Raw genomic sequence first — 22,372 nt, 5'->3', positions numbered from 1 at the left:
TTCATCACTGAAAAAACAATCCATAAACCAATAAACCTATCACTAAAATTACAATCAACACACCCGTAAACTTCCAACTCATGCCGCCGACTAAATCAGCCATGTTACTACCATGCGAACTGCTGGATGGGTGTTTTAACTCTTCCTGTCTCATGCGTTCACGGCGTTCTTCAGGGCTTTGGTTATCGTTACTCATGTTATCCCACCTTTTTAATAGATTTTCTTTAAGTTTAATTTTGAGTTCATATTGTTTTAGGTCATGAACTTTAAATATATTAATCTAGCCATAGTGGATAGTAAAATATCACTCTGACAACAAACCATATAAGAACTATTAAAGAGCCCAAAGCCAATGTGATACTTAACGTTTGTCTATGCCGCTTTTGCTGTCTTGACCTTGGATTAACCAGGTCCCACCCAAGCCTTACTAAAATAAGTAATGTTAGGAGAGTCATATCGTAATAAAAAGGTTTATTTATTATCTTTGCAATGATTAGCACTGCGAATACTCCGGCAAGAGTTAAATTGTTATCCATCCTTTTATCAACATCTTCGAAATACTCTTCAATTGCTTGCCAATATTTCTTCATGAAAAGCCTCATTTAGTTAAAAATCACACAAAGTTTATAGTTTCTTTTTCTATTTCTTCATGTCTTGTTTTAGTTTATATGTATATTTTTTCTCCAAAATACAACACCCATTTGCTTCGAAAATATGCTGCATTGGTTTGTTATGCTCGCCAGTCCCGCCAATATAGTAGATCGCTCCCATTTTCCTTAAATAGTGGAGCGACTGAAGGTGCAGCGCTCTACCCCATCCTTGGCCACGGTATTTCGGAATGATGCCAAAATAAAATAACCGACCTTCGTCTGTTGTACCTGGCTCAATTTGAGGCATAGTCACACCAACTGGATCGTCGTTCACGAAAACAGTGAGGCAACTGTTCGCGTATCCAGGCCCGAGTTCTTTTTTCATCCCTTCGAATTCTCTGTCGACTGACACAAATGAAGCGTTAAGCGAATCAGCACTCGCTTCCTGCCAAACACGCTTAAATAAGTCTGGTGATGTTTGTTTTAACGGTTTCAAGTCAAACTGAACGTTGCCATCATGAGGAGGCAAATCCGCTAGATTTCGTTTATAAAAATACTGACTGTCGACTAATTGAAAACCTGATGTCTTAAGTTTTTGTGGAAACTTGGACTTGGTAGCTTCTTGTTCATTTAACACAATCGATACAGACTGTGTTTGCTTAGTTGTAGTATATGTCTCAAGGTCGCTGAGTAATTGTTCGAAAGCACCGTCTGTCTGAATATCACCGATCTCTTCAACGACGACATACTCAGGTGACCCATCGACTAATTTGATATTCCGATTGGATAAAGTCGACATCACTTAAACTCCTTGAATTAACCATTATATGTTGAAAAATTCAGTCAATTAATCATATTTTACCATATTTTTGGATAAAAAAATATATAAGTAAAATAAAAACGCTCAGAGTTATTCTGAGCGTTTAATCGTAAGCGAGCATTGTTTTCCATCCGCTTTTCTTCTATAATTTATGATAAGTTGACGATGGTTACGACAAATTCTTCAGCAAAGACGGATAGGGTTGCCATAGTGACAGCTAATGTCATCATGCCGAGATTCGTCCAGACGAATATTTTGCGTTTCGATATGCCAAATGTCGCGACAGTACTCGCGCCGACTTGGCTACTGAACAATAGTGACGAAGCGAAACAAACGCCAAGTGCCCCGTAACGTTCGAAGGTCGCTTTTATTTTAGGATTAACTGAAGCTGGAGCTACTTCACGTCTGCGCCACTTTTGCGTTATTTTGTGGAAACCAGCCTTGATTGTCGAACCGAAAAAGATAAAAATAAGCACACTTACCGCATTGCCTAGCACAGCGATTGTGAGAGTTACGAGTGGCGAGAAATCAAAAACGATAATCCCCATTGGAACAGTTAAGAACACTTCCAAAAACGGTACCATACTGACAAAGAACACAAACAACACCTGAAGGATCACATTTTCCATACCATCACCGCCTTTTATTTAAGTCAACTGACCTAGATTCATTATAATACAACTGACTTATAAAAGCAAGGAGTGTTTTTCAATGCCGAAAAAAATCGACCACACCGAACGAAAAGATCATATTATAGAAGCGATGTTCCGCATCGTACACCGCTCTGGCTTCGAGAAAGCAACATTAAGAGAAATCGCCAAAGAAGCTGGCCTATCACTCGGATCCGTCCAACACTTCTTCCCGAAGCAAGGAGATATTTATATTGATGCAATCGAGGAAATTTACAGTCGGTTCAAAGCCCGCATGGACGAAATCGCACACCATGACGACGAAAATATCTTCGACAACGCCGTTCGCATGATCAAACAAATCGTCCAAGCTAGCACCGAAGAAGAACGCATGGAAAACGATATCTGGATGAAATTCTCGATCATGGCCACCATGAACCCCGACTACCATGAAGCGAAAAACAAATCCCGCGAAGTCAATTACAGCTTTGCGAAAGAGATCGTGATGATGTTGAGTGAGAATGGGTTCTTGAGCAAGGACGAATCAATCGATGAAGCCGCAAATACATTAACGATCTTTATCCATGGGTTAGTGTTTGAGACGGTGATGTATGATGGGTTGTATGATGAAGAGAAAGTTGACGGAGAAGTAAGAAGGTATTTGAATGGGATAACGATTAAATAATAAAACCGTGTGATAGATCAATTATATGATTATCACACGGTTTTTGTTACTTTTTTGACTGTTTATAGAGATGTCTTTGACAAACGATCAGTAATCATATGCCGATACTGTGCAGTTCTAAACAGTTGATTATTTAATGAATTATAAGAATATGGAACGGTTAACGCCTTGCCTCCGCTAAACTTAATGCACGTTTCTTTAGTCGATAGCCTTTCCAAGCTTTCCACATAACCATGTGAAATCCAAGCACAGTCATGCGAAAGCGGTGACGTTGTCGGCATAAAATACATATTAAAAGATGGTTCAATGACGATAGGAAGTTTTCTGTTGATACCGAACACTTTCCTTGTCCCTTCTAAACGGCCTTTCAAACTACAAAAATAGTAATGACAGGCTTCATTTATTAATTGCTTTGGTGTCGAATAACTATAAAAGTCATCATCTTGATCAACTACATATGATCCAAAAATGCCTTCTGAAAACTCATAAGGTAATACCGCCATCGTTTTAGTACTTACTCGAGCTTCTTCTTCGATTCTCACATAAATCTCTCCCTAATATAAATTTAAATTTATATTAGTTAAAATACTATCAAAAGTAAAATCGCAATTTGTTCAAAAATAACGGCAATTGCATTAAATTATCCCTTAAACGGACAGAATGTTAATACAATAGTGCTCATTTCTTAAAACTTAGTGAAAAATTTGCAGTTAATATTTAGTATCAATTTTTTGGCATTGTAAAACTCATTAGTCAAGTCGCTGATAAATTGTTAATTTTCGATGATAAATGTTCTGATTTCGCTGATAAAACATAAAAGTCGATGATAAAGTTGTGAATCTCGATGATAAATCTAATCCAGTCGATGATAAAGTTTAATTCGCGATGATATTTTAGAGATTTTCGCTACTACTCAATGATAAAAACGACCTAATTAAAGTCAAGTTGGCTCTTTTTAAATTACTGGCCCAGGCTTAGCACCATCACCGATCGGTGAGATATACCCTTGTTTCGCGGTTCTTTGTTGCAGCTCTTCCTTCGCTTCCTCTAGTTTCTCTTGATCTCGCATCACATCAATCGCAGCTGCAGCCATAACTTTACCTGCGTACAACATGCCTTTGTGCCCAATCGATGTGCCACCTTGTGAAACGGCTTGCCAGGAGTGGAGTGATGTGCCGTTGACGAAGCAAGTCGCTAAGCATTGGGTAGTTGGGGTGACCCAGCTGACGTCGGCGACATCGGTTGACCCGGTTTGTTCGTGAATTTGATCGCGGTCGACGATGAAATCAGTAAGGGTATGGCCGTCTAAGTCATTTGCCCAGTATGTGTTTTGTTCCGCTTCTGATAGGGTGCTGCGAATCGTTTCGGCAAAGGCGCGTTCATCTTCTGAGTAAGTTGGTGGTTCGATCCCGTCTAAGCTTGCTTGAATCGTATCATCCAATGTGTCGTTTCGAACAAGATCACTCGATCCACTGTCGAAATGGACTTCGACTTCGGTTTCGGTCATTTGCGCGGCACCTTCTGCGACATTTTTCACGCGTTCGAAAATCTCGTGTGCTTCTTTGACGTTACTGGCGCGAACGAGATAAAGTACTTCCGCTTCAGACTGCACCACATTCGGTGCATTTCCACCTGTATTTGTTACGGCGTAATGCAGGCGCGCGTTCTGGACGATATGTTCGCGTAGGTAATTGACGCCGACGTTCATGAGTTCAACGGCATCGAGCGCGCTCCGACCTAAGTGTGGACTCGCCGCAGCGTGCGCGGATTGTCCTTTAAAACGGAAAAATACTTGTTGGACGGCTAGCACATTAAGGCGTAACACTGAATTCACGGGTGCTGGATGCCAACAGAGCGCAAAGTCGACATCATCGAACACGCCTGCTTTTACCATAAAAGCTTTCCCGTCCCCGCTTTCTTCTGCTGGACAACCGTAATAACGGACGGTTCCTTCTAAACCGTGTTCTTCCATATACGTTTTAACCGCAATCGCCGCCGCATAAGAGCCTGTTCCGAGTAAATTATGACCACAGCCATGGCCACTGCCACCTTGAACGATTGGTTGGTGTTCTGTCGCCCCGCGTTCTTGGCTTAATCCTTCTAATGCGTCATATTCACCTAGAAACGCGACAACGGGATCACCTGAGCCGTATTCCGCAACAAACGCAGTCGACATGTCCGCAATCCCTCGTGTCACAGTGAATCCTTCTTGTTCAAGGCTACTTGCAATATAATGGGCAGACTCGACTTCCTCAAAAGCCGTTTCCGCGAATCCCCATAAATCATCACTCATTTGAATGAACTGATCTTGTTTCGCATCGATATAGGACGCGATCGTTTTCGCATGGTCCATCCTTATCCCCTCCTGTGCGTGTGTTTTGTTATTATAAAATGACATACTTTTCAGTTACTTTCAATTCTTTTTTATTCTATGCGCAACGTTCTTTCATTTTTTAAATTAGTTTCGCTATTTATTAAATAAATGGATGAACTTATTAAATAAATTCATCCATTTATCTCATAAATTCAAACCACAAAAAGAAACCCGTTCAGCGTCAGCTGAACGGGGTCCATCTTATATCTTAGCGCGTTTTAATCGTAGAGAGTTCGTGACAACACTAACTGAGCTTAATGCCATGGCAGCACCTGCGACCCATGGCGCAAGTAGGCCGATTGCTGCGACAGGAATGCCTGCTGTGTTGTAGCCGAATGCCCAGAATAGGTTTTGGCGGATGTTGCGAATCGTTGCATGACTGACTTTGATTGCTTTCGGAATCAACTGCAATTCGCCGCCTAAAATCGTAATGTCAGCCGCTTCAATCGCGACTTCAGTTCCAGTACCGATCGCAATGCCGATATCAGCAATCGCAAGGGCGGGCGCATCGTTCACCCCATCGCCGACCATCGCGACTTTATGACCTTGAAGTTGGAGTTCTTTCACTTTCTCTGCTTTATCTTCTGGCAAGACTTCAGAAATCGTGTCATCGATACCCACTTGCTTCGCAATCGCTTGAGCCGTACGCTCGTTATCACCTGTCAGCATCATCACGGTTAAGCCTTGGTCTTGTAATGCTTTAATCGCTTGAGGTGCGGTTTCCTTAATAGTATCTGCAACCGAAACGATGCCACGGTATTCGCCGTCTATAGCAATCAACATCGCGGTTTCTCCCGCTTCTTCCATCTCGATTAACGTCTGTTCTGCATCACCAATTGCGACGCCATGATCTTGCATCAGTTTACGATTACCGACGAGAATCGTTTGGCCTGACACCGCCGCTTCAATCCCATGACCAGGCACAGCTTGAAATTGTTCAGCATCACTTAACACAACCTCTTCTTCTGTCGCATACGCTACAATCGCTTGAGCGAGCGGGTGCTCAGAGCCTTTCTCAGCACTTGCGAGTAACTGTAACGTTTCGCGGTCACCTGTGAATGTTGTCACTTCAGGCTTCCCTTTTGTAATCGTACCTGTTTTATCAAGTACGATTGTGTCCAGTTCATGTGTGCGTTCTAAATGTTCGCCACCTTTGAATAAAATACCATTTTCGGCGGCTTTCCCAGTACCGACCATGATTGATGTTGGAGTCGCTAGGCCTAGCGCACACGGACACGCAATGACTAAGACTGCAATTGCCGCCACGAGTGCTGGTTCGAGTTGACCAGGTTGGACGAGTGTGATCCACGTGATAAACGTGACCACGGCAATGCCGACCACAATCGGTACGAAATAGCCTGAAATAACGTCAGCTAAACGTTGGATCGGTGCTTTTGACCCTTGTGCGTCTTCCACGACTTTAACGATCGACGCAAGTGCGGTATCTTTCCCAACCTTCGTCGCTTCCATTTCAATCACACCATTTTGGTTGATCGTCGAACCGATCACACTCGAATCCGCCTCTTTTTCAACGGGCATTGATTCACCTGTAATCATCGACTCGTCAATTGATGTCGATCCGCTGACGACCGTACCGTCTACGGGTATCTTCTCACCTGGTTTCACAATCAGATGATCACCTACGACGACATCTTCAACAGGCGTCATCACTTCTTCGCCGTTACGTAAAACACGTGCTTCTTTCGCTTGCAAGCTCAATAACGACGACAACGCGTTTGTCGTTTGCGTTTTCGCCCGTGTTTCTAAATATTTACCGAATAAGATTAGCGTAATAATGACGGCACTCGCTTCATAATACAAATGAGGGTCATAACCAGGATTGCCAATCGTACGAATGCCTTCTGATAAACTGTAAAAATATGCTGCACTCGTACCTAAGGCAACGAGCACATCCATGTTTGCCCCGCCGTTACGCAAATTTTTATATGCGCCGACGTAAAACTGCCAGCCGATCACAAATTGAACGGGCGTAGCTAAGGCAAACTGGAACCACGGATTCATGAAAATCGGTGGAATCGACATGTTAAATAAATGGACGAACATCGTCAGGAGTAATGGCGCTGACAACGCTGCTGAGACGATTAACTTCGTCTTCTGTTTGTTGAGTTCTTGTTCTTTGTACGATTCTTTCTCCTCAGCTTCCGCTTTTGGTGCAGCGTCATAGCCGAGCTTTTGGATTTTTTCGATTAACGTATCTGGGTCAATGATGCCTGGATTGTATTGGATCGACGCCGATTCTGTCGTTAAATTCACACTCGCGGTCTCGACGCCATTTTGTTTATTTAACACTTTTTCAATCCGGCTCGAACAGGCAGCACACGTCATGCCGTACACATCGAAGTCCGCTCCTTCTTTCAGCACACCATAGCCGACTTTTTCGATTTTATTCGTAATATCATCCATCGACGTTTGTTCAGGGTCATAATCGACCGCTGCTTTTTCCGTCGTTAAGTTCACTTGTGCATCGACGCCGTCCATTTTATTCAGGACTTTTTCAACACGCGTCGAACAAGCTGCACATGTCATCCCTGTGACGGTTAAATCTGCATGTTCCTTTTCACTCATATTCGTCCCTCCTTACTTCGAAAACTGTTTTAAAACGTCCATTAACTCTTGAATCGTTTCGTGGCCTTCACCTTTTTGGATTGCATCAGTCACACAATGGTTAATATGACGTTCGGTGACGGAGAAACCGACGTTTTTAAGCGCTGATTGAATCGCGCTGATCTGAACTAATATATCGACACAATAACGATCTTCTTCGACCATATTTTGAATACCACGCACTTGCCCTTCGATTCGCTTTAGGCGGTTCATAAGCTTTTCCTTTTCATCATCCGTTCGTGGTACAACAGGTTCGTCATGTAAATATTCGCTCATTTAATAAACATCCTTTCTTTTTTACCATACCCCCGTATAGTATTTATATGGTTAAAATTTTTTACGTTAACATTAATTCCATCTTTTCGCTAAACGCTTCCATTCGCATAAAGCGATCTTCACGCATCACTTCTTTTTGATCTTGGAACACCAACGTAATCGGGGCCGTAAAGACGAGATATTCGCCTGATACTTCTTTTACCTCATCCACGTCGACATACCCGAGGGCGATATTGTCATACGTTTCTAATTCGTCTTGTATGCGTGGCCATAACGCTGAACACACGCTACACCCTTGGCTCGATATAAATAACAACGCATTGTCATTCTCCGCGACAAACGTTCTAACCTCTTCTATTGACTGCAATGTTTCAGTTTGACTCATATCGTCACCACCTTATCTAAACTAAGAATATCATACCCCCTGTAGGTATGTAAACGAAACTGCTTCTTCTACAATTTTTAGCGCATAGATTTTAATAATGAAGCTTATTAATTGTTATTTTATGTTAAAATCATGGTAACTTTTAGAAGAGGCGTGTTAATGGTGAAAATCTCAGAAAGAGTCTCTATTGGTCTAGTAACAGCTTTTATTTTTTCTATCGCATTATCGGCTTTCGGAAATGTTTGGGAATATTTTTGGGGCTATTTTTCAGTGACAGCCACTATTTGTCTCATATTTGGCACACCCTTTTCGATTGTTGCAGACCATCTTATTCAACGTATTCAATCGTATCAATACATCTTCTCAGTGACCTTATATCTGTTTGGCGGAATCGTTTGTAATGTCATGCTGTTTATTGGCTTATCATCTACAGGGATTTCAAGCACAACAATTAATATTTTTGTATTCGGTGTCATAGCTTCATTATTATATTTACATATATTGTTGCTTGGTAGATATATTCTAAACGATCATTATGGGGAGTTAGTAATAATGAGACTTAATATATTAAAGAAACTATTCTGGATGACGCTCGCCATTATCGGTATCCTTCAGTTCCTTTCATTACCTAGTTATCTGGATTATACGTTATAAGTATTTGCTCTCATACTCGGCACTATTATAATCAGCAGAGCATTTCAGGGCAGAAGTGCTGAGTAAATCCACAAGATAAAGGTTCCTATTTATAAAGTTATTTATCATTGAATGGAGTGTCCGAAATGAAGGAAGACAAAGAAACACCAGAAGAAAGAAGAGAACGAATAAGACAAGAAGAACGGCAAGGTAACCCTCTTGGTAATTTGAAAGATTCATCAGAGAGAGCTAAATATGGAAGTCTTGTAGATTTGGTCGGTGGTTTAAACTGGAAGGTGACGCTGATTATCCTTTTAACACTTATAATAGGTGCTATAGGGTATGGGTTGTTTTTATAATAAGGACTGGACTTAAAGGAAAAAAATGTAAAAATAATGTTGAAAGAATGTTAATCGGAGGTGTGGTGAATGGATTATTTCTTGCTTATCGCCGCAATCACTTTATTAATAATTGCAACGAGACAACTTTCTAAAATCAAATATACTGACAGATCTTCTGTATTAAAAGAAGCTAAACAGAATATCATATCTATGCTATGGGGAACGCTTATCGTCGCTATGATCGTTTTCATACCTCATCGAATTTGGGTCATAACAGGCTCGTCTCCATATTGGGGTGGCGTTTATATCTTTGGTGCATCACTATTATTAACAATAGCTCTAACGTTCATTTATTATTATCAGAGTTCAGTGAGATTAAAGACTGAAACCTAGGGAGGGGCGTCAATGGATATAGTCATTGAAAAACCTAACATTAATCATGCAGGGGCTATTGCTACTATTTGTTCAACAGGCTGGAAACAAACAGTTGAAGGCATATTAAGTGATGAATATCAGTTAATAAATGTGGCCTATTGGTACAATGAAGAACGTGTTAAAAGCGATATAGAAGCAGGGGCTTATTCTTACATAGCATTAATGGACTCACAGGTTGTCGGCGTGATTGGTGGAGGAAAAACAGGAACGAATACAGGCGAAATATTTGTGCTTTATGTCGATGATCAAGTTAAATATAACGGGATTGGAAAGAAGCTGCTTGAAACATTAACCCAAGAACAGATCGAAGAGGGTATCTCTGAACAATGGGTGTCTGTCCAGGAAGGTAACTATAGAGGGATTCCATTTTATGAAGCAAGAGGATTTACGTATAAAGAAAAGCGAATCCAAGAAACCGAGACAGGTGAACAGCAAGTGTCCTTGCGATACTCAAGAGAAATACCTTTTTAGGAAGTGATGATATGCCAAGAGGTTTGAAAATCATTCTCTTTTCGTCCCTTATACTTCCGACCATAATCACTATTTTGCGAATTATAACAGACTATATTCTAGGCAGAGAAATTGAATTGTTTTCGTACACTGCAGTTTTTTTAGGTAAAGCTACTGCAGGATTAGTCATTGTTGCACCATTGTTGTATTTTGTATCTAGATCGAATGACGAACAGTATTAACTGTTATATTGCGCTTAAGGATTTAGACGCCTTTTTCAATTATGCAACATCTACACAAAGGAGAATTTATATGAGTTTTTTAGATTACATTGAAAAATTAATAATAGCAGGGTTAATCTTTGCCCCTATTGGTTTAATCAGCGAAATTTTCATCATAATCAACAATCCATACCCACTGTTCTCATTTGAAAATATCAGCATATTTATCAATCTAATCATGATTGTTATTCTAATCATGATCTTTATCAAAATTAAAAAGACACAGAATCAACGTGAGAATCAAGAGGATTTAGTGAAATCCTGATTTTTAATTCATCAAATGATAGCGGAAACAGTATGCTTAGATAGTAGATTACCTTTGTTATTTTGAAAAATAAGGGGAACAAATTATGAAGAAGGTATTACAAATTATAATTTCTATAGCACTCATTTCTGCTTTGGCAATCGTCATCATAGACCATTTCGAAGTATTTGATTCAACATCACCCGCAGAAATAACAGAAGGTCACACTAACTCTGAATTCGACGCAGTTTCAGCTCCAAATTTTAAGCTGAATAGACTTAATGATGGTGAACTTGAGTTAACAGAACTGCAAGGGAAAGGTGTAGTCGTAAACTTTTGGGCTAGTTGGTGCCAGCCATGTAGACACGAAATGCCAGTAATTCAAAAAGTATATGACTATTATGAAGAAGATGGTTTAGAGGTTATCGCCATCAATGTAGATGAATCAGAAGATACAATCACCAATTTTTTGGGTGAGATTCCAGAAATTGATTTTCCTATTTTATTAAATGATGGACAAGTAATGGAAGATTATATGGTTATGGGATTACCGACTACTTATTTCATTAACCCTGATGGTTCAATGGAAGATCACTATGTGGGAGAGCTTCACGAGGAACAACTTCATGTATTAGTGAACGAAATATTGCCGTCCGACTGAACGAGTCGTTCTGGTTAAAACATGCTAGGATTATTTTAAGCATTCTCTATGGAAAAAGTGTTATGCTTTCTTTCGTAACGTATAAATTTGTTCATCATGCTCAATTAACTTATGCTGAACAAATTCCAATTTTTCTTCAATTCGTGTTAGGCGATCATTGGTTTGCTTTTGGTTGTCAGATAACTCTTTAATCGCTTGCATGATGGTGTTCATTTGTTCATCAGTCATAATCGGTCACTCCTCGACATTTTATTCTAAATCTATTATAAAACGAAGGGGATGTTTTTACAACTCCAACTATGGGTTGCATCGCGTTGAAATTTTCGCAATCAATAAATGGAGCATAAGCTCGAACAAACGGATAAGATTATTTAATTGTTTTTATAAAACTATTATTTCTTAAGAGGAGGAAACATATGACTATTGTATTTGCTATTGCCGTACCAGTTTCAGTAGCCTTGATTATTAGTATAGTGATGTCGAACATATATAAGGATACAGAAAAGCAGGATAAAGGGGTTGTCCTAAACTATCACAGATTAACTTACAGAAGGAGATTCATACGTGATCTGTGGACGTTCCCCTATGCTGTCATTCTGTTCCTAATTATGTATTGGTTTAGTGATTTAACATTCAATGAATATTTAATTATTGGCGCTATTTTCTTTTTTGCAGTGTTAATAGACACAATTTACAATTATGTGAAATGGCAAAATAACGAGAAAGATGCATGACCAATATGAGGGTATTCTAATAGAGACATAGAGTATGACTGTTCATAAAAACATCAAATAAACCTTAACGTCCATGCTCCCTTGCTGCTTTCACCCGCCTTGCATGCCTTTTATATCTTTTCAACTTTTTAAATCCATCTCCCCAGTGTTTTAATGACATATTGATAGTCCAAAACTCTAAAAGGATTAATACCACATAATACTGAACTCCTAAGTCAGACCTTGTGTTATACAAGTAGACAAAAGCGATTATTACAACAAACCCTAACAGCATAGCAATTAAACTTATAGCAGGGCTAACATAAAACCCAATTTTTCTTAAGACTTTTGGAATCAATTTAATTCATCCTCTCATCTAAAACAGTCAATACTTTGAACCAAATACTAACATAATTTTAAATTATTGATAAACTTAATTTTTCACTATTCAAACATTAAATTCTATACCCAACACCTGCATCTAAAGTGGAACTTATAATAAGTAATAATTCTACGGCACATTTCCAATGATAAAAGCCTCAAGACACCTTCTTTATCCCCCTTTCTTTTCATTAACGCATTGAATTAATGAAAAGCCACACAATCAAAAAACGCCCGACTAACCCCAGCCGGACGTTCGTATCTTCTATTTCGTTAACAATGCACGATCGTTGGCCATTTTCTTGCCGCGAATGGCTTGGAACTGATCGAGAAGGTCTTCTACTGTTAGATCTTGTTTCACCTCGTCATTGGCTTCGAATATGACTTTGCCTTCATCCATCATCCAGAGGCGATTGCCGAATGCAATCGCTTGCTCCATTTGATGTGTGACCATCACAGTAGTCAATTGATGGCGTTCGACTAAATCGCGGGTTAAGCGTAAAATCAATTCTTCTTTCGATGGGTCAAGAGCTGCTGTGTGCTCATCGAGGAGGAGAATTTTTGGTTCGGTAAAGGTTGCCATTAAAAGTGACAACGCCTGCCGTTCACCGCCAGATAGTAAGCCGACTTTTGTATTCAAGCGATTTTCTAAACCGATTTCGAGTGTTGCTAAGTGCTCACGGAATTGTTGACGTAGTTGCTTCGTCACGCCACGAAATAGACTGCGTCGTTTTGTGCGACCGAGAGAGATCATCATGTTTTCCTCAATCGTCATCCCTGGTGCTGTACCGGCTTTAGGATCTTGGAAGACGCGGCCGATATAGGAAGCGCGCTTCTGTTCGGAGAGCCTCGTCACATCGTTTCCATCAATAACGACGTCGCCTTCATCAGGAACAATCGAACCAGCGATCGTGTTTAACAGTGTCGATTTACCAGCACCGTTACTGCCGATAATTGTGACAACATCGCCTCCTAAAAGCTCTTGATGCAAGTCTACGAGCGCTTGGCGTTCATCTGGTGTGTTCGGGTAGAACGTTTTATGAATCTGATTGAGCTGTAACATGGCCTCTCTCTCCTTCCGTCTCGATTTGGCTTGCTTTTTGTTTGGCCGCGTTTGCTTTCGATTTCTTATACTGTTGCTTCGCGTTGGTTTGGCCGAGCCAATTCGGGACGACGAGTGCCGCGACAACAATGAGTGCTGTAATGAGTTTCATATCACTCGCTTCTAAGAAATCAACTTGAAGCGCAACTGCATAAATCATGCGGTACACGATAGCACCTAAGATTACTGCAAGTGTGGTACGAACAATTTTATCCGAACCAAAACTAAAGAGCACTTCACCAATAATCACCGAAGCAAGACCAATAATGATCATTCCTACGCCTAAGTTGATATCCGCGAAACCGTTATGTTGGACTACCATCGATCCACTGAACGCAACAAGCATGTTAGATACGCCCATGCCGACGACAATATAGACGTTCGTATTCGCCGAGAAACTGCGTACCATTGTCTGGTTATCACCTGTCGCACGCAGTGTTGTGCCCGCTTCTGTGCGTAAGAAGAAGTCGAGAAGTTTTTTTACAATGATCATAAGAATAGTAGCTGCGACGAGAACATCTAATGAACTTGGGACGTAGGCAGCAATGCCAAGCGCTTCAAACGGTGCCATGACAATTCCTTGCAAGTTTAAGGTTTGCCACCAATTTTCCACCACCGTAAACACGGTCGTTTCGTTTAAAAGTGGTATATTGGGCTGACCCATAATTCGCAAGTTAATCGAATAGAGCGCAACCATCATTAAAATACCCGCTAACAATGGATTAATATGACCTTTCGTATGCAAAATCCCCGTGATGCAACCGACGATAAAGCCGACCGCTGCGCCAGCTAAAGTCGCGGTAAACGGATCAATTCCGTTTATAACCATGACTGAGGTTACAGCTCCTCCTGTTACGAAGGAGCCATCCACTGTTAAGTCTGGGAAATCAAGCAATCGAAAGGAAATATAAACACCTAATGCCATTAAGGCGTAAATTAACCCTGATTCAACTGCACCGTATAATGCTTGTAACATGACTTACTCACCTTCTTCCGTCGACACAATCTCCGATGCTCGCTCTTCTAAGTCTTCTGTTAACTCAACGCCCATATTACTGGCTGCGTCTTCGTTAATATGGAGCATTAGATTCTGTGGGTAATTGGCTTCGATGTCACCAGGATTGGCACCATCTTCTAGAATTTGCACCGCTTTTTCGCCTGCTTCAAAACCGATATCATAATAATCGAAACCAAATCCAGCAAATGCGCCACGTGAAACGGAATCAAGTTCACTTGTAAACACTGGAACATCATTATCTTGTGCAACGGATAAGACGGACTCTAGTGCACTAACGACTGTGTTGTCGGTGACGATTAAGAATGTATCAACATCACCTGCTAAAGATTGAGCGGCTTGCATAACCTCAGATGAAGATGACACCGTTGCTTCTTCTGTCGAGAGATCATGCTCGCTTGCGACACTTTTCACGTTTTCAACTTGTGATACGGAGTTTTGCTCACCTGAGTTATAAATAAGTCCGATTGATTCGTTGCCCATATCTTTAATAAGCTCAACCGTTTTTGGGACAGATTCTGGATGGGAATCAGCTGTTCCTGTCACATTACCACCTGGATTATCCATCGATTCGACTAACTCTGAACCAACTGGATCGGTTACAGATGTAAAAACGATCGGGATATCACTCGTTTCATTAAGGGCTGACTGAGCACTCGGAGTTGAGTTACCGAAGATCAAATCAACCTCATCACTTACAAATTGTTCAGCGATCAGCTGTGCATTTTGGTTATCGCCTTGAGCTAAGGAGACATCGTAAGAAACTTTCAAGCCTGCTTCATCAAGAGCATCTTGGAACCCTTCTGTTGCTCTGTCGAGTGATGGGTGCTCAACAATTTGTGAGACCCCGACAACATAATCGGCTTCGTCTTCCGATACGCCACTGTTACCCGAACCTTCTTCAGAATTGCTTTCGTTCGATTCACTATCACCTGAGTCACTGTTTGACTCACTGTCGCCACCACACGCGACAATTAGACTTAAGGTGCTGATCATCACTACCATTAACAATAAACGCTTCATAAATTAGCTCTCCCCTTTTTTGCATACATGCTTTGACGCGATAAAGAATTTCGGAATATTGTTTATCATTATATGAGAGCGCCTTCGGAAAATCAACCCTTAAAATAAAAAAGATTCCCCGGCTTGATCAGCCAGAGAATCCATGTAAACGCTTCCTTTATTATTCTGTTGCGACGTGGTCACGTAAGCTTCGTCTTAAAATTTTACCGGTTGTATTTTTCGGTAGTTCATCTAAGAAGTTAATTTGTTTCGGTTGTTTGTATTTAGCAAGTTGGGCTTCGCTTAATTCACGTAACTCTGCTTCTGTTAACTCTGAATTATTTGAGACAACAAAAGCGACAACTGCTTCTCCTAAGTTCTCATCAGGTACGCCAATTACAGCGACCTCGGTAATATTATCATGACTGTAGAGCACTTCTTCAACTTCACGCGGATAGACATTATATCCGCCGACTAGAATGAGATCTTTTTTACGATCAACAATATAGAAATAGCCTTCATCGTCTTGTTGTGCCATATCTCCAGTATATAGCCAACCATCTTTGATCGAGGCTTGTGTTTCTTCAGGCATCTTGTAATAGCCTTTCATGACGTTAGGACCTTTAACAACTAACTCTCCGACTTCTCCTTGTTGAACTTCTTCGCCATTTTGATCAACGACTTTGTTCGTCACGTTTGTGATATCCGTACCGATTGATCCTGCTTTACGTGGTTGGTCAAGTGGGTTGAAAGCTGTAACGGGCGACGCTTCTGATAAACCATAGCCTTCTGACACTTGCACATCGAAATGTTGTTCGAACTGTTCTAATAATGCGACAGGCATCGATGCACCACCTGAGATGCAGAGACGAATACTTGAGAAGTCTTTTTCTTCTTCGTTAGGATATTGGAGTAAATAGTTGTACATTGTCGGCACCCCAGCAAAAACAGTCGCACTATGTTCACGCGTCATGTTAAACACTGTTTCTGGCGAGAACTGTGGCACGATTAAAACAGTTGAACCACTAACTAGTGGAGCGTTAAGGGCAACAGTTAGACAGAATACGTGGAACATCGGCAATGCTGCGATCACGCGGTCGTTTTCATCAATCTGAAGATAATTTCCTGTATCTTTTGCGTTTGAGTATAAGTTTTTATGTGTGAGCATGGCACCTTTAGGTTTGCCCGTTGTGCCTGATGTATAGAGGATGACAGCGGTATCATCATCGTCTAACGTTGGACGATTGAATTCTAAACTGCCTGATTGCACGAGATTCATGAAGGAGTGGACTTTATTTTCTAGTGGTGACTTGCGGTCTCTAAGTTGTGGGTCAGCTTCTCCGACAATATAATCTTTGACGTTAAGTTGGTCATCGATCGCTTCAAATTTTTCAAGTAAAACATCAAGCGTAATAACCCCTTTTACGTCACCATTATTTAAAATATAAGACAGTTCATTTCCTGTATAAAGTGGGTTCACTGGAACGACGGTTAATCCGAGGCGGAGCGCACCGTATAAGCCGATCACAAAATGAGGTGTGTTACCGACGACTAGTGCGACGTGGTCTCCTTTCTGGTAACCTAATGATTCAAGACTTGAGGCGAATTTCGTCACAGAACCCTCTAATGTCTTATAATCTGTCGCTTCCCCATTGAAAATGTAAGCCGGTTTCGATAGATGATCCTTTGCGGTTAATGATAGTTGATCACTTAAATTCATCTTGCAACCTCCCTTAGATATGTAAGCCCTTTCAATGTCGGGCACAAAGTTGAATGAATAATCATTCATTAAATTGTCTGAATTTATTATAAATTATTTCGGTTATCTAAGCAAGTTAAATCTAGTCTGTGACGATGTTTTTCACTCGTCCTACTTGGCCGTCTTCTAAACGAACTTTAATACCGTGCGGATGTGATGCTGATTTGGTTAAAAGATCTTTGACTGTTCCGCGAGTCAGTTTGCCTGATCGCTGGTCTTGTTTCAAGACAATATCGACGGTTGCTCCAGGCTTAATCGCTTCACGTTTTTGTCCACTCATCATAACACCTCCTCCTTCTCAACAAGATTGTTAGATAATCTTGCAACTTTGTTTGATAATCTCAGAACTTTGTTAAACAATATCGATTATTTGTTAAATAAAAGAGTAACTTTGTCACATAACATTTTTCTCCTCGTCATATTACCACTGCTACACTTGCCCATTCTCTCCAATTTCTATCCCTTTCGCCAAGACATGTGCATAGGTTAAACAAGAGACGATCTAGAAAGGAGTTTAGCATAATATGTATTTTGACCCGAATTATTATGATTTCCGATTCAATCAGCAAGACTGGGGTAGTCCGAATCAACCAGGTTGGGGTGGTCCAAATCAGCCAGGTTGGGGTCCGCCGGGCTGGAATGGTCAACCAGGCGGAGGTTGGCAACCGCCACAGGACCGTGTTGACCACGGACCAAATCCATATGTCGTTAATATAGAACGGGCGACGATGATGAATCCTTACTACCGCCGGGCGTTATGGACGGGTGAGTATTTACAATTGACCCTGATGAGCATTGCACCAGGGGATGATATTGGCTTAGAACGTCACCAAAACCATGACCAATTTATTCGCATCGAGGGTGGCCGTGGCCTAGTTCAAATGGGCGACCGACGAGATCGACCGAATTTCGAACGCGAAGTACGTGACAATGATGCCATTTTTATCCCTGCTGGAAAATGGCATAACTTAACAAATATCGGGCGTTCACCACTTAAATTGTATTCGATTTATGCACCACCTGAACATCCTCGCGGTACCGTTCATGAAACAAAGCAAGACGCTTCTCATAATCAATATTAAAACAAATTAGATGTTGTTTTTGAACATTGTTAAACAATCTTCTTATATTATTTAACATTGTTAATCAGTTATGTCACAAAGTAGTGACATTGTTAAACAATCTCACTACTTTGTTTTACAATTCCCGCAGATTGTCTAACAATCCTTGTGATATATTAAAACCCGCCAACTATTTGGCGGGTTTTTCCTACCATTTAATCTTAATAAACTAATGCCATAAACTCTTCGTCTGGAATTTTACCTAAATAATGCTGAATGTCAACATCACTTAATGCTTCTTCAATCGCTTCGCGGTCATAGCGAACACCTTTAAGGGCATCTTCTACTTCACTCACTTCACCAATTCCAAAGAAGTCACCGAAGATATTCACATCTTGAATAACGCCTTTCTTCACGTCTAAACGTACGTCATATGAGCCAACGCCTTCTACACGTTTCGTATGCTGGATGTTAAATGCAGGCGATTTTCCATAATTCCAGTCCCAACGCTGATAACGTGCTTCTGAAATTTCACGGATCTTAGCCCAATCGTCTTCAGTCAACTTATACTCTGGTACATCATTTAAATCTTCTACATCAAAGATATACTTCAGTAGCAATTGTCTAAAGTCTTCAAGCGTAATATCGTCTTCAAGAAATTCTGAGATATTCGCGACACGACTACGGATCGACTTAATTCCTTTAGAACGAATTTTCTCGGACTTCACACGTAATGAACGAACCACTTTTTCAATTTCGGAGTCAAACAAAAGCGTTCCGTGGCTAAACATGCGACCTTTCGTCGTAAACTGTGCGTTACCTGAAATTTTCCGACCATCCACAGTAATATCATTACGACCTGACAATTCGGCATTAACGCCAAGCTGTTGAAGTGCGTCCACTACTGGCTGAGTAAACTTCTTGAAATTTGTAAAATTATCGCCTTCATCTTTTGCTAAAAAGCTAAAACTTATGTTTCCTAAATCATGATAAACGGCGCCACCACCTGAGAGTCGACGAACAACTGTTATATCATGTTCATCAACGAAATCAGTATTAATTTCCTCGATTGTGTTTTGGTTCTTACCAATGATAATCGATGGACTATTCGTATAGAACAGTAAATATTGTTGGTCATCATCGATGTTCAAATGTTTTAGGGCATATTCTTCAATCGCTAAATTCAAATATGGATCGTTATTGCCTTGGTTATCGATAAAATATAACATGGTGAAGCTCCCTTCATTTTATATATCTATTAAAAGTATAAGCAAATTCGCCTATCTTCGCAAATTAAAACATAACCCTTCACGTGCTAATTCAACCTCGCCATTGTAAACGGTCTTAGCCTCACTTACCAAATCCGCTAAATGCCCAAAATGCGGTAAATGGGTGAGCCAAAGTTTTCCCACACCTGCATCTTCAGCTATTCTTCCACATTCCGTACTCGTCATATGCCCCGGGCCACTTCCATCCATTCCGTCGTAAAAGCTACTTTCCGCAATCAGCAAGTCTACGTCTTTCGTAAAGCCTGTTAATTCAGGGAAGAAAGCCGTGTCAGCCGTATAGACAACTGTTGTTTCATCATCTGTCACACGCATGGCATAACACGTTTTAGGATGTTTCGTTTTCATAAACTTAAAGGTGAACGGCCCGAGGTGTAATGGTTTATTCGGATCATATCCACGCCCAGCTGTCGCTACATGATCCAACATATCAAAATCTGTATCACCATCTGCTGCGGCATAGATTGGCACGGGTCCATTTAACGTACCAAGTTGTTCATTAACGAGACAGGCATATTGAAAAGGACCTATGTCTGCCACATGATCATGGTGGAAATGTGATATAACAATCGCATCTATTTCATTTACTGTTATATACTGTTGCAGTCTCGATAACGCACCACTTCCCATATCAATGACGACTGAAAAACCATCTTTTTCAACTAAATAGCATGATGTCGCACTTTCCGCTTTAGGATAGACCCCCCAAGCACCAATAGTTGTCCATTTCATGTAGGTATTTCCTCCTATTTTTAGTTATATAACAGGTGTATGGTTCACAAATCTGTATTAATACAGTATAGTATGAGTATAAAGAAATTGTCTAAAAACTCTAAATTTTGAGGAGGTCGTTTCATGTTAATGTCACCTGTCCAATTTTTCCGTAACCTACCGAAAAAGCAATGTACTGTCTGTAAACGGGACATGAACGAACAGGCTGATTGCTACACAAACAAATGTGAAAAATGTGACCCAATTTCGTAACCGAACCGCAACCCATCTATTAAAAAAGTGCTCTAATTCACGTTAGAGCACTTTTTTATGTCTCATAAGGGGCTTGCGCTTAACTTTTGAAATAAATGCCTTTATTTATTTCAAAAATCAAGCCATTAATTAAATAACTTCCCGAAGTTATTTCATTACTTCTCATTTATCTCATAAATAAACCAAGTTATCTCATAAATCAATTGAATGATCTAATAAATTCAAGGAATTATCTAATAAATTAACAAGCGGAGTTAGGATTCGAGTGTTTCGATTGTTTTAACTGTTCGAATCGCTTGGTCCATACAATCAGGTAATCCTACACCACGATAAGTATTGCCGATCAAGAATACACCTGGCAGTTCACTGTCTAGCTGTGATTCTAGTTTTTTGACGCGGTCTAAATGGCCAACTGTATACTGTGGCATTGCATTGTACCAGCGCGTCACGATATGAAAACGAGGCTCGCCTTCGATTGTCATGATTTTCTTCAAATCTTCAATGACTAAATCAGCAATTTCATCATCTGATAATTCCAGGACCTCTTCATCACCAGGTTTTCCAACATAAGCACGTAAAAGAACCGAACCTTCTGGTGTTGTGTGTGGCCACTTCTTATGTGTCCATGTACACGCTGTAATCCGGTAACCTTCTTTGCGTGAGACAACGAAACCTGTTCCATCAGGCAAGTTCTTCACTGATTCTTCATCAAACGCAATCGCCACATTCGCAACCGACGTGTTTTTCGTCTGTTGAAAATCGTCCATGAACGATACATCAGTGAACATTTGAGCCGTGACTTCATGCGGAGTGGTCGCAATCACATAATCCGCTTCAACTGACTCACTTTCTCCTGCAACATCAATCACATAACGACCATTCTGCTTCACCACACGTTCGATCGGTGTTGATGTCCGCACTTCGCACTGAAGCGATTCGGCCAAACCGTTCAATAGTGTCTGCAAACCGCCATCCAACGTTAAAAACATCCCTTGTTTCTTACCAGACGTTTGCTGGCTTGGGGTGGTTTTTTGCAGTCCACGAATTAAGCTGCCGTATTTCTGTTCTGTTTGTAAAAAGTGTGGGAACGTTGCTTTCAAGCTTAAATCATCAATATTGCCAGCATAAATCCCTGAAATCAATGGATGAATTAAACGGTCAACTACTTGATCACCTAATCGGCGACGGAAGAAGTGTCCGACAGAAATATCGCCATCCACCTCAGTTCTACTCTTAACGAAATCCTTTAAGGCATTCAATTTGCCTGAAGCCGTGAAAAGTGTCGACTTTATAAACGGTTTCATATCAGTCGGAACACCCATCATTGCCCCAGCAGGCATGGGGTGTAATTCATCCTGTGATAAGATAAACGCTTTACCCGTCGCACTTCGAATTAGTCGATATTCAAGCCCTAAGTCTTGTACTAACGTTTTCGCTGTCTTTTTCCGTTCTAAAAATGAATCCGGACCACGCTCAATTGTAAAACCGTCACGTTCGACAGTCGAAATCTTACCACCTAATTGAGCAGACGATTCAAACAGTGTGACATCAGCTTCTACATTATTCTTCTGCAAATAATAAGCGGCGGTTAATCCCGTTATGCCGCCGCCTATTATCGCAATTTGTTTGCGCTTTGCCAT

The 22,372-nt window shown here is 40.7% G+C and carries 29 protein-coding genes; 10 read left to right on the top strand and 19 right to left on the bottom strand.

What is annotated here, in order from left to right; genetic code table 11:
• Window positions 1-4: 4 nt before the first annotated feature.
• The 4 genes from J2S77_RS09745 to J2S77_RS09730 form a co-directional block, all read right to left on the bottom strand.
• Window positions 5-196, bottom strand: a complete 192-nt coding sequence (locus J2S77_RS09745) for a DUF6366 family protein (RefSeq protein ID WP_306976852.1) — start codon at window positions 194-196, stop codon at window positions 5-7.
• A 79-nt stretch (window positions 197-275) separates the two neighbouring features.
• The gene (locus tag J2S77_RS09740) at window positions 276-590 is read right to left on the bottom strand and encodes a hypothetical protein (protein WP_306976851.1); all 315 of its coding nucleotides are present in this window, start codon (window positions 588-590) and stop codon (window positions 276-278) included.
• A gap of 49 nt (window positions 591-639) precedes the next feature.
• Window positions 640-1,389 (bottom strand): GNAT family N-acetyltransferase, encoded by a 750-nt coding sequence (locus tag J2S77_RS09735; RefSeq protein ID WP_306976850.1) that lies wholly within the window; start codon window positions 1,387-1,389, stop codon window positions 640-642.
• A 170-nt stretch (window positions 1,390-1,559) separates the two neighbouring features.
• Window positions 1,560-2,039, bottom strand: coding sequence for a hypothetical protein (locus tag J2S77_RS09730; protein ID WP_306976847.1), 480 nt, complete (start codon window positions 2,037-2,039; stop codon window positions 1,560-1,562).
• 82 nt (window positions 2,040-2,121) lie between these two features.
• Here J2S77_RS09730 and J2S77_RS09725 point away from each other — a divergent pair, with 82 nt between their 5' ends.
• Entirely contained in the window at window positions 2,122-2,724 is a 603-nt protein-coding gene (locus J2S77_RS09725; protein ID WP_306976846.1) for a TetR/AcrR family transcriptional regulator, read from the top strand.
• 62 nt (window positions 2,725-2,786) lie between these two features.
• Here the strand turns inward: J2S77_RS09725 and J2S77_RS09720 are convergent, their stop codons facing one another.
• The 5 genes from J2S77_RS09720 to J2S77_RS09700 form a co-directional block, all read right to left on the bottom strand.
• Window positions 2,787-3,266 carry a competence protein ComK gene (locus J2S77_RS09720; protein WP_306976845.1) on the bottom strand — a complete coding sequence of 160 codons (480 nt, stop codon included), beginning with the start codon at window positions 3,264-3,266 and terminating at the stop codon, window positions 2,787-2,789.
• A 413-nt stretch (window positions 3,267-3,679) separates the two neighbouring features.
• On the bottom strand, window positions 3,680-5,077 hold the full coding sequence (locus J2S77_RS09715; protein ID WP_306976842.1) for a M20 family metallopeptidase: 1,398 nt from the start codon (window positions 5,075-5,077) through the stop codon (window positions 3,680-3,682).
• Between the two features lie 222 nt (window positions 5,078-5,299).
• Window positions 5,300-7,684 (bottom strand): heavy metal translocating P-type ATPase, encoded by a 2,385-nt coding sequence (locus tag J2S77_RS09710; RefSeq protein ID WP_306976840.1) that lies wholly within the window; start codon window positions 7,682-7,684, stop codon window positions 5,300-5,302.
• Between the two features lie 12 nt (window positions 7,685-7,696).
• The gene (locus J2S77_RS09705; RefSeq protein WP_306976838.1) at window positions 7,697-7,999 is read right to left on the bottom strand and encodes a metal-sensing transcriptional repressor; all 303 of its coding nucleotides are present in this window, start codon (window positions 7,997-7,999) and stop codon (window positions 7,697-7,699) included.
• 61 nt (window positions 8,000-8,060) lie between these two features.
• A complete protein-coding gene (locus J2S77_RS09700) occupies window positions 8,061-8,384 on the bottom strand; it encodes a thioredoxin family protein (protein ID WP_306976836.1) in 324 nt (107 codons plus the stop codon).
• A 159-nt stretch (window positions 8,385-8,543) separates the two neighbouring features.
• On the opposite strand from J2S77_RS09700, the gene J2S77_RS09695 reads away from it, so the two are divergent.
• From J2S77_RS09695 to J2S77_RS09670, 6 genes are all read left to right on the top strand, one after another.
• The gene (locus J2S77_RS09695) at window positions 8,544-9,038 is read left to right on the top strand and encodes a hypothetical protein (RefSeq protein ID WP_306976835.1); all 495 of its coding nucleotides are present in this window, start codon (window positions 8,544-8,546) and stop codon (window positions 9,036-9,038) included.
• Window positions 9,039-9,163: 125 nt separating this feature from the next.
• The gene (locus tag J2S77_RS09690; protein WP_306976834.1) at window positions 9,164-9,376 is read left to right on the top strand and encodes a DUF6366 family protein; all 213 of its coding nucleotides are present in this window, start codon (window positions 9,164-9,166) and stop codon (window positions 9,374-9,376) included.
• Between the two features lie 69 nt (window positions 9,377-9,445).
• The gene (locus J2S77_RS09685; RefSeq protein ID WP_306976833.1) at window positions 9,446-9,751 is read left to right on the top strand and encodes a hypothetical protein; all 306 of its coding nucleotides are present in this window, start codon (window positions 9,446-9,448) and stop codon (window positions 9,749-9,751) included.
• 12 nt (window positions 9,752-9,763) lie between these two features.
• A complete protein-coding gene (locus tag J2S77_RS09680; RefSeq protein ID WP_306976832.1) occupies window positions 9,764-10,264 on the top strand; it encodes a GNAT family N-acetyltransferase in 501 nt (166 codons plus the stop codon).
• A gap of 291 nt (window positions 10,265-10,555) precedes the next feature.
• Window positions 10,556-10,789, top strand: coding sequence for a hypothetical protein (locus tag J2S77_RS09675; protein WP_306976830.1), 234 nt, complete (start codon window positions 10,556-10,558; stop codon window positions 10,787-10,789).
• Between the two features lie 85 nt (window positions 10,790-10,874).
• The gene (locus J2S77_RS09670; protein WP_306976828.1) at window positions 10,875-11,429 is read left to right on the top strand and encodes a redoxin domain-containing protein; all 555 of its coding nucleotides are present in this window, start codon (window positions 10,875-10,877) and stop codon (window positions 11,427-11,429) included.
• 60 nt (window positions 11,430-11,489) lie between these two features.
• Here J2S77_RS09670 and J2S77_RS09665 read toward each other — a convergent pair whose 3' ends face one another.
• Window positions 11,490-11,657 carry a hypothetical protein gene (locus J2S77_RS09665; RefSeq protein WP_306976827.1) on the bottom strand — a complete coding sequence of 56 codons (168 nt, stop codon included), beginning with the start codon at window positions 11,655-11,657 and terminating at the stop codon, window positions 11,490-11,492.
• Window positions 11,658-11,845: 188 nt separating this feature from the next.
• Here J2S77_RS09665 and J2S77_RS09660 point away from each other — a divergent pair, with 188 nt between their 5' ends.
• Entirely contained in the window at window positions 11,846-12,163 is a 318-nt protein-coding gene (locus J2S77_RS09660; RefSeq protein WP_306976825.1) for a hypothetical protein, read from the top strand.
• A gap of 64 nt (window positions 12,164-12,227) precedes the next feature.
• Here the strand turns inward: J2S77_RS09660 and J2S77_RS09655 are convergent, their stop codons facing one another.
• The 6 genes from J2S77_RS09655 to J2S77_RS09630 all read right to left on the bottom strand — a co-directional run bounded on the left by J2S77_RS09655 (window position 12,228) and on the right by J2S77_RS09630 (window position 17,681).
• The gene (locus J2S77_RS09655; protein WP_306976823.1) at window positions 12,228-12,500 is read right to left on the bottom strand and encodes a hypothetical protein; all 273 of its coding nucleotides are present in this window, start codon (window positions 12,498-12,500) and stop codon (window positions 12,228-12,230) included.
• Between the two features lie 288 nt (window positions 12,501-12,788).
• Complete coding sequence (locus tag J2S77_RS09650; protein ID WP_306976821.1) at window positions 12,789-13,586, bottom strand: ABC transporter ATP-binding protein; 798 nt, start codon at window positions 13,584-13,586, stop codon at window positions 12,789-12,791.
• Window positions 13,561-14,601 carry an ABC transporter permease gene (locus J2S77_RS09645; RefSeq protein ID WP_306976819.1) on the bottom strand — a complete coding sequence of 347 codons (1,041 nt, stop codon included), beginning with the start codon at window positions 14,599-14,601 and terminating at the stop codon, window positions 13,561-13,563. The genes J2S77_RS09650 and J2S77_RS09645 overlap by 26 nt, the downstream gene beginning before the upstream one ends.
• Window positions 14,602-14,604: 3 nt before the next feature.
• A complete protein-coding gene (locus tag J2S77_RS09640) occupies window positions 14,605-15,663 on the bottom strand; it encodes an ABC transporter substrate-binding protein (protein WP_306976817.1) in 1,059 nt (352 codons plus the stop codon).
• Window positions 15,664-15,823: 160 nt separating this feature from the next.
• Window positions 15,824-17,362, bottom strand: coding sequence for a fatty acid--CoA ligase family protein (locus J2S77_RS09635; RefSeq protein WP_306976816.1), 1,539 nt, complete (start codon window positions 17,360-17,362; stop codon window positions 15,824-15,826).
• Window positions 17,363-17,483: 121 nt separating this feature from the next.
• Window positions 17,484-17,681, bottom strand: coding sequence for a YwbE family protein (locus tag J2S77_RS09630; protein ID WP_306976815.1), 198 nt, complete (start codon window positions 17,679-17,681; stop codon window positions 17,484-17,486).
• Window positions 17,682-17,925: 244 nt separating this feature from the next.
• Here J2S77_RS09630 and J2S77_RS09625 point away from each other — a divergent pair, with 244 nt between their 5' ends.
• Window positions 17,926-18,483, top strand: a complete 558-nt coding sequence (locus tag J2S77_RS09625) for a cupin domain-containing protein (RefSeq protein ID WP_306976814.1) — start codon at window positions 17,926-17,928, stop codon at window positions 18,481-18,483.
• Between the two features lie 200 nt (window positions 18,484-18,683).
• Here the strand turns inward: J2S77_RS09625 and lplA are convergent, their stop codons facing one another.
• Together lplA and J2S77_RS09615 are read right to left on the bottom strand one after the other, a co-directional pair.
• Window positions 18,684-19,691 (bottom strand): lipoate--protein ligase, encoded by a 1,008-nt coding sequence (gene lplA, locus J2S77_RS09620; protein WP_306976812.1) that lies wholly within the window; start codon window positions 19,689-19,691, stop codon window positions 18,684-18,686.
• Window positions 19,692-19,742: 51 nt separating this feature from the next.
• Entirely contained in the window at window positions 19,743-20,480 is a 738-nt protein-coding gene (locus tag J2S77_RS09615; protein ID WP_306976810.1) for an MBL fold metallo-hydrolase, read from the bottom strand.
• Window positions 20,481-20,603: 123 nt separating this feature from the next.
• Between J2S77_RS09615 and yhfH the strand changes: the two genes are divergently transcribed.
• A complete protein-coding gene (yhfH, locus tag J2S77_RS09610) occupies window positions 20,604-20,732 on the top strand; it encodes a protein YhfH (RefSeq protein ID WP_306976808.1) in 129 nt (42 codons plus the stop codon).
• Between the two features lie 254 nt (window positions 20,733-20,986).
• Here yhfH and hemY read toward each other — a convergent pair whose 3' ends face one another.
• Window positions 20,987-22,372, bottom strand: a complete 1,386-nt coding sequence (hemY, locus tag J2S77_RS09605; RefSeq protein ID WP_306976806.1) for a protoporphyrinogen oxidase — start codon at window positions 22,370-22,372, stop codon at window positions 20,987-20,989.

Origin of the sequence: Alkalibacillus salilacus, from assembly GCF_030812915.1 — a bacterium.
In the GTDB taxonomy this organism is placed as follows: domain Bacteria; phylum Bacillota; class Bacilli; order Bacillales; family Alkalibacillaceae; genus Alkalibacillus; species Alkalibacillus salilacus.
Note: the sequence above shows the minus strand (reverse complement) of the source record. Positions and strands in the feature narration are given on the sequence as shown.

Excerpts from the sequence above, each read along its gene's own strand:
- J2S77_RS09670 (WP_306976828.1), top strand. The coding sequence starts at position 10,875 with ATGAAGAAGGTATTACAAATTATAATTTCTATAGCACTCATTTCTGCT.
- J2S77_RS09705 (WP_306976838.1), bottom strand. The coding sequence starts at position 7,999 with ATGAGCGAATATTTACATGACGAACCTGTTGTACCACGAACGGATGAT.
- J2S77_RS09730 (WP_306976847.1), bottom strand. The coding sequence starts at position 2,039 with ATGGAAAATGTGATCCTTCAGGTGTTGTTTGTGTTCTTTGTCAGTATG.
- J2S77_RS09710 (WP_306976840.1), bottom strand. The coding sequence starts at position 7,684 with ATGAGTGAAAAGGAACATGCAGATTTAACCGTCACAGGGATGACATGT.
- J2S77_RS09630 (WP_306976815.1), bottom strand. The coding sequence starts at position 17,681 with ATGAGTGGACAAAAACGTGAAGCGATTAAGCCTGGAGCAACCGTCGAT.
- J2S77_RS09725 (WP_306976846.1), top strand. The coding sequence starts at position 2,122 with ATGCCGAAAAAAATCGACCACACCGAACGAAAAGATCATATTATAGAA.
- J2S77_RS09675 (WP_306976830.1), top strand. The coding sequence starts at position 10,556 with ATGAGTTTTTTAGATTACATTGAAAAATTAATAATAGCAGGGTTAATC.
- J2S77_RS09685 (WP_306976833.1), top strand. The coding sequence starts at position 9,446 with ATGGATTATTTCTTGCTTATCGCCGCAATCACTTTATTAATAATTGCA.
- J2S77_RS09640 (WP_306976817.1), bottom strand. The coding sequence starts at position 15,663 with ATGAAGCGTTTATTGTTAATGGTAGTGATGATCAGCACCTTAAGTCTA.
- J2S77_RS09695 (WP_306976835.1), top strand. The coding sequence starts at position 8,544 with ATGGTGAAAATCTCAGAAAGAGTCTCTATTGGTCTAGTAACAGCTTTT.
- J2S77_RS09740 (WP_306976851.1), bottom strand. The coding sequence starts at position 590 with ATGAAGAAATATTGGCAAGCAATTGAAGAGTATTTCGAAGATGTTGAT.
- hemY (WP_306976806.1), bottom strand. The coding sequence starts at position 22,372 with ATGGCAAAGCGCAAACAAATTGCGATAATAGGCGGCGGCATAACGGGA.
- J2S77_RS09715 (WP_306976842.1), bottom strand. The coding sequence starts at position 5,077 with ATGGACCATGCGAAAACGATCGCGTCCTATATCGATGCGAAACAAGAT.
- J2S77_RS09635 (WP_306976816.1), bottom strand. The coding sequence starts at position 17,362 with ATGAATTTAAGTGATCAACTATCATTAACCGCAAAGGATCATCTATCG.
- J2S77_RS09690 (WP_306976834.1), top strand. The coding sequence starts at position 9,164 with ATGAAGGAAGACAAAGAAACACCAGAAGAAAGAAGAGAACGAATAAGA.
- lplA (WP_306976812.1), bottom strand. The coding sequence starts at position 19,691 with ATGTTATATTTTATCGATAACCAAGGCAATAACGATCCATATTTGAAT.
- J2S77_RS09680 (WP_306976832.1), top strand. The coding sequence starts at position 9,764 with ATGGATATAGTCATTGAAAAACCTAACATTAATCATGCAGGGGCTATT.
- J2S77_RS09625 (WP_306976814.1), top strand. The coding sequence starts at position 17,926 with ATGTATTTTGACCCGAATTATTATGATTTCCGATTCAATCAGCAAGAC.
- J2S77_RS09700 (WP_306976836.1), bottom strand. The coding sequence starts at position 8,384 with ATGAGTCAAACTGAAACATTGCAGTCAATAGAAGAGGTTAGAACGTTT.
- J2S77_RS09660 (WP_306976825.1), top strand. The coding sequence starts at position 11,846 with ATGACTATTGTATTTGCTATTGCCGTACCAGTTTCAGTAGCCTTGATT.
- yhfH (WP_306976808.1), top strand. The coding sequence starts at position 20,604 with ATGTTAATGTCACCTGTCCAATTTTTCCGTAACCTACCGAAAAAGCAA.
- J2S77_RS09745 (WP_306976852.1), bottom strand. The coding sequence starts at position 196 with ATGAGTAACGATAACCAAAGCCCTGAAGAACGCCGTGAACGCATGAGA.
- J2S77_RS09650 (WP_306976821.1), bottom strand. The coding sequence starts at position 13,586 with ATGTTACAGCTCAATCAGATTCATAAAACGTTCTACCCGAACACACCA.
- J2S77_RS09615 (WP_306976810.1), bottom strand. The coding sequence starts at position 20,480 with ATGAAATGGACAACTATTGGTGCTTGGGGGGTCTATCCTAAAGCGGAA.
- J2S77_RS09645 (WP_306976819.1), bottom strand. The coding sequence starts at position 14,601 with ATGTTACAAGCATTATACGGTGCAGTTGAATCAGGGTTAATTTACGCC.
- J2S77_RS09735 (WP_306976850.1), bottom strand. The coding sequence starts at position 1,389 with ATGTCGACTTTATCCAATCGGAATATCAAATTAGTCGATGGGTCACCT.
- J2S77_RS09665 (WP_306976827.1), bottom strand. The coding sequence starts at position 11,657 with ATGACTGATGAACAAATGAACACCATCATGCAAGCGATTAAAGAGTTA.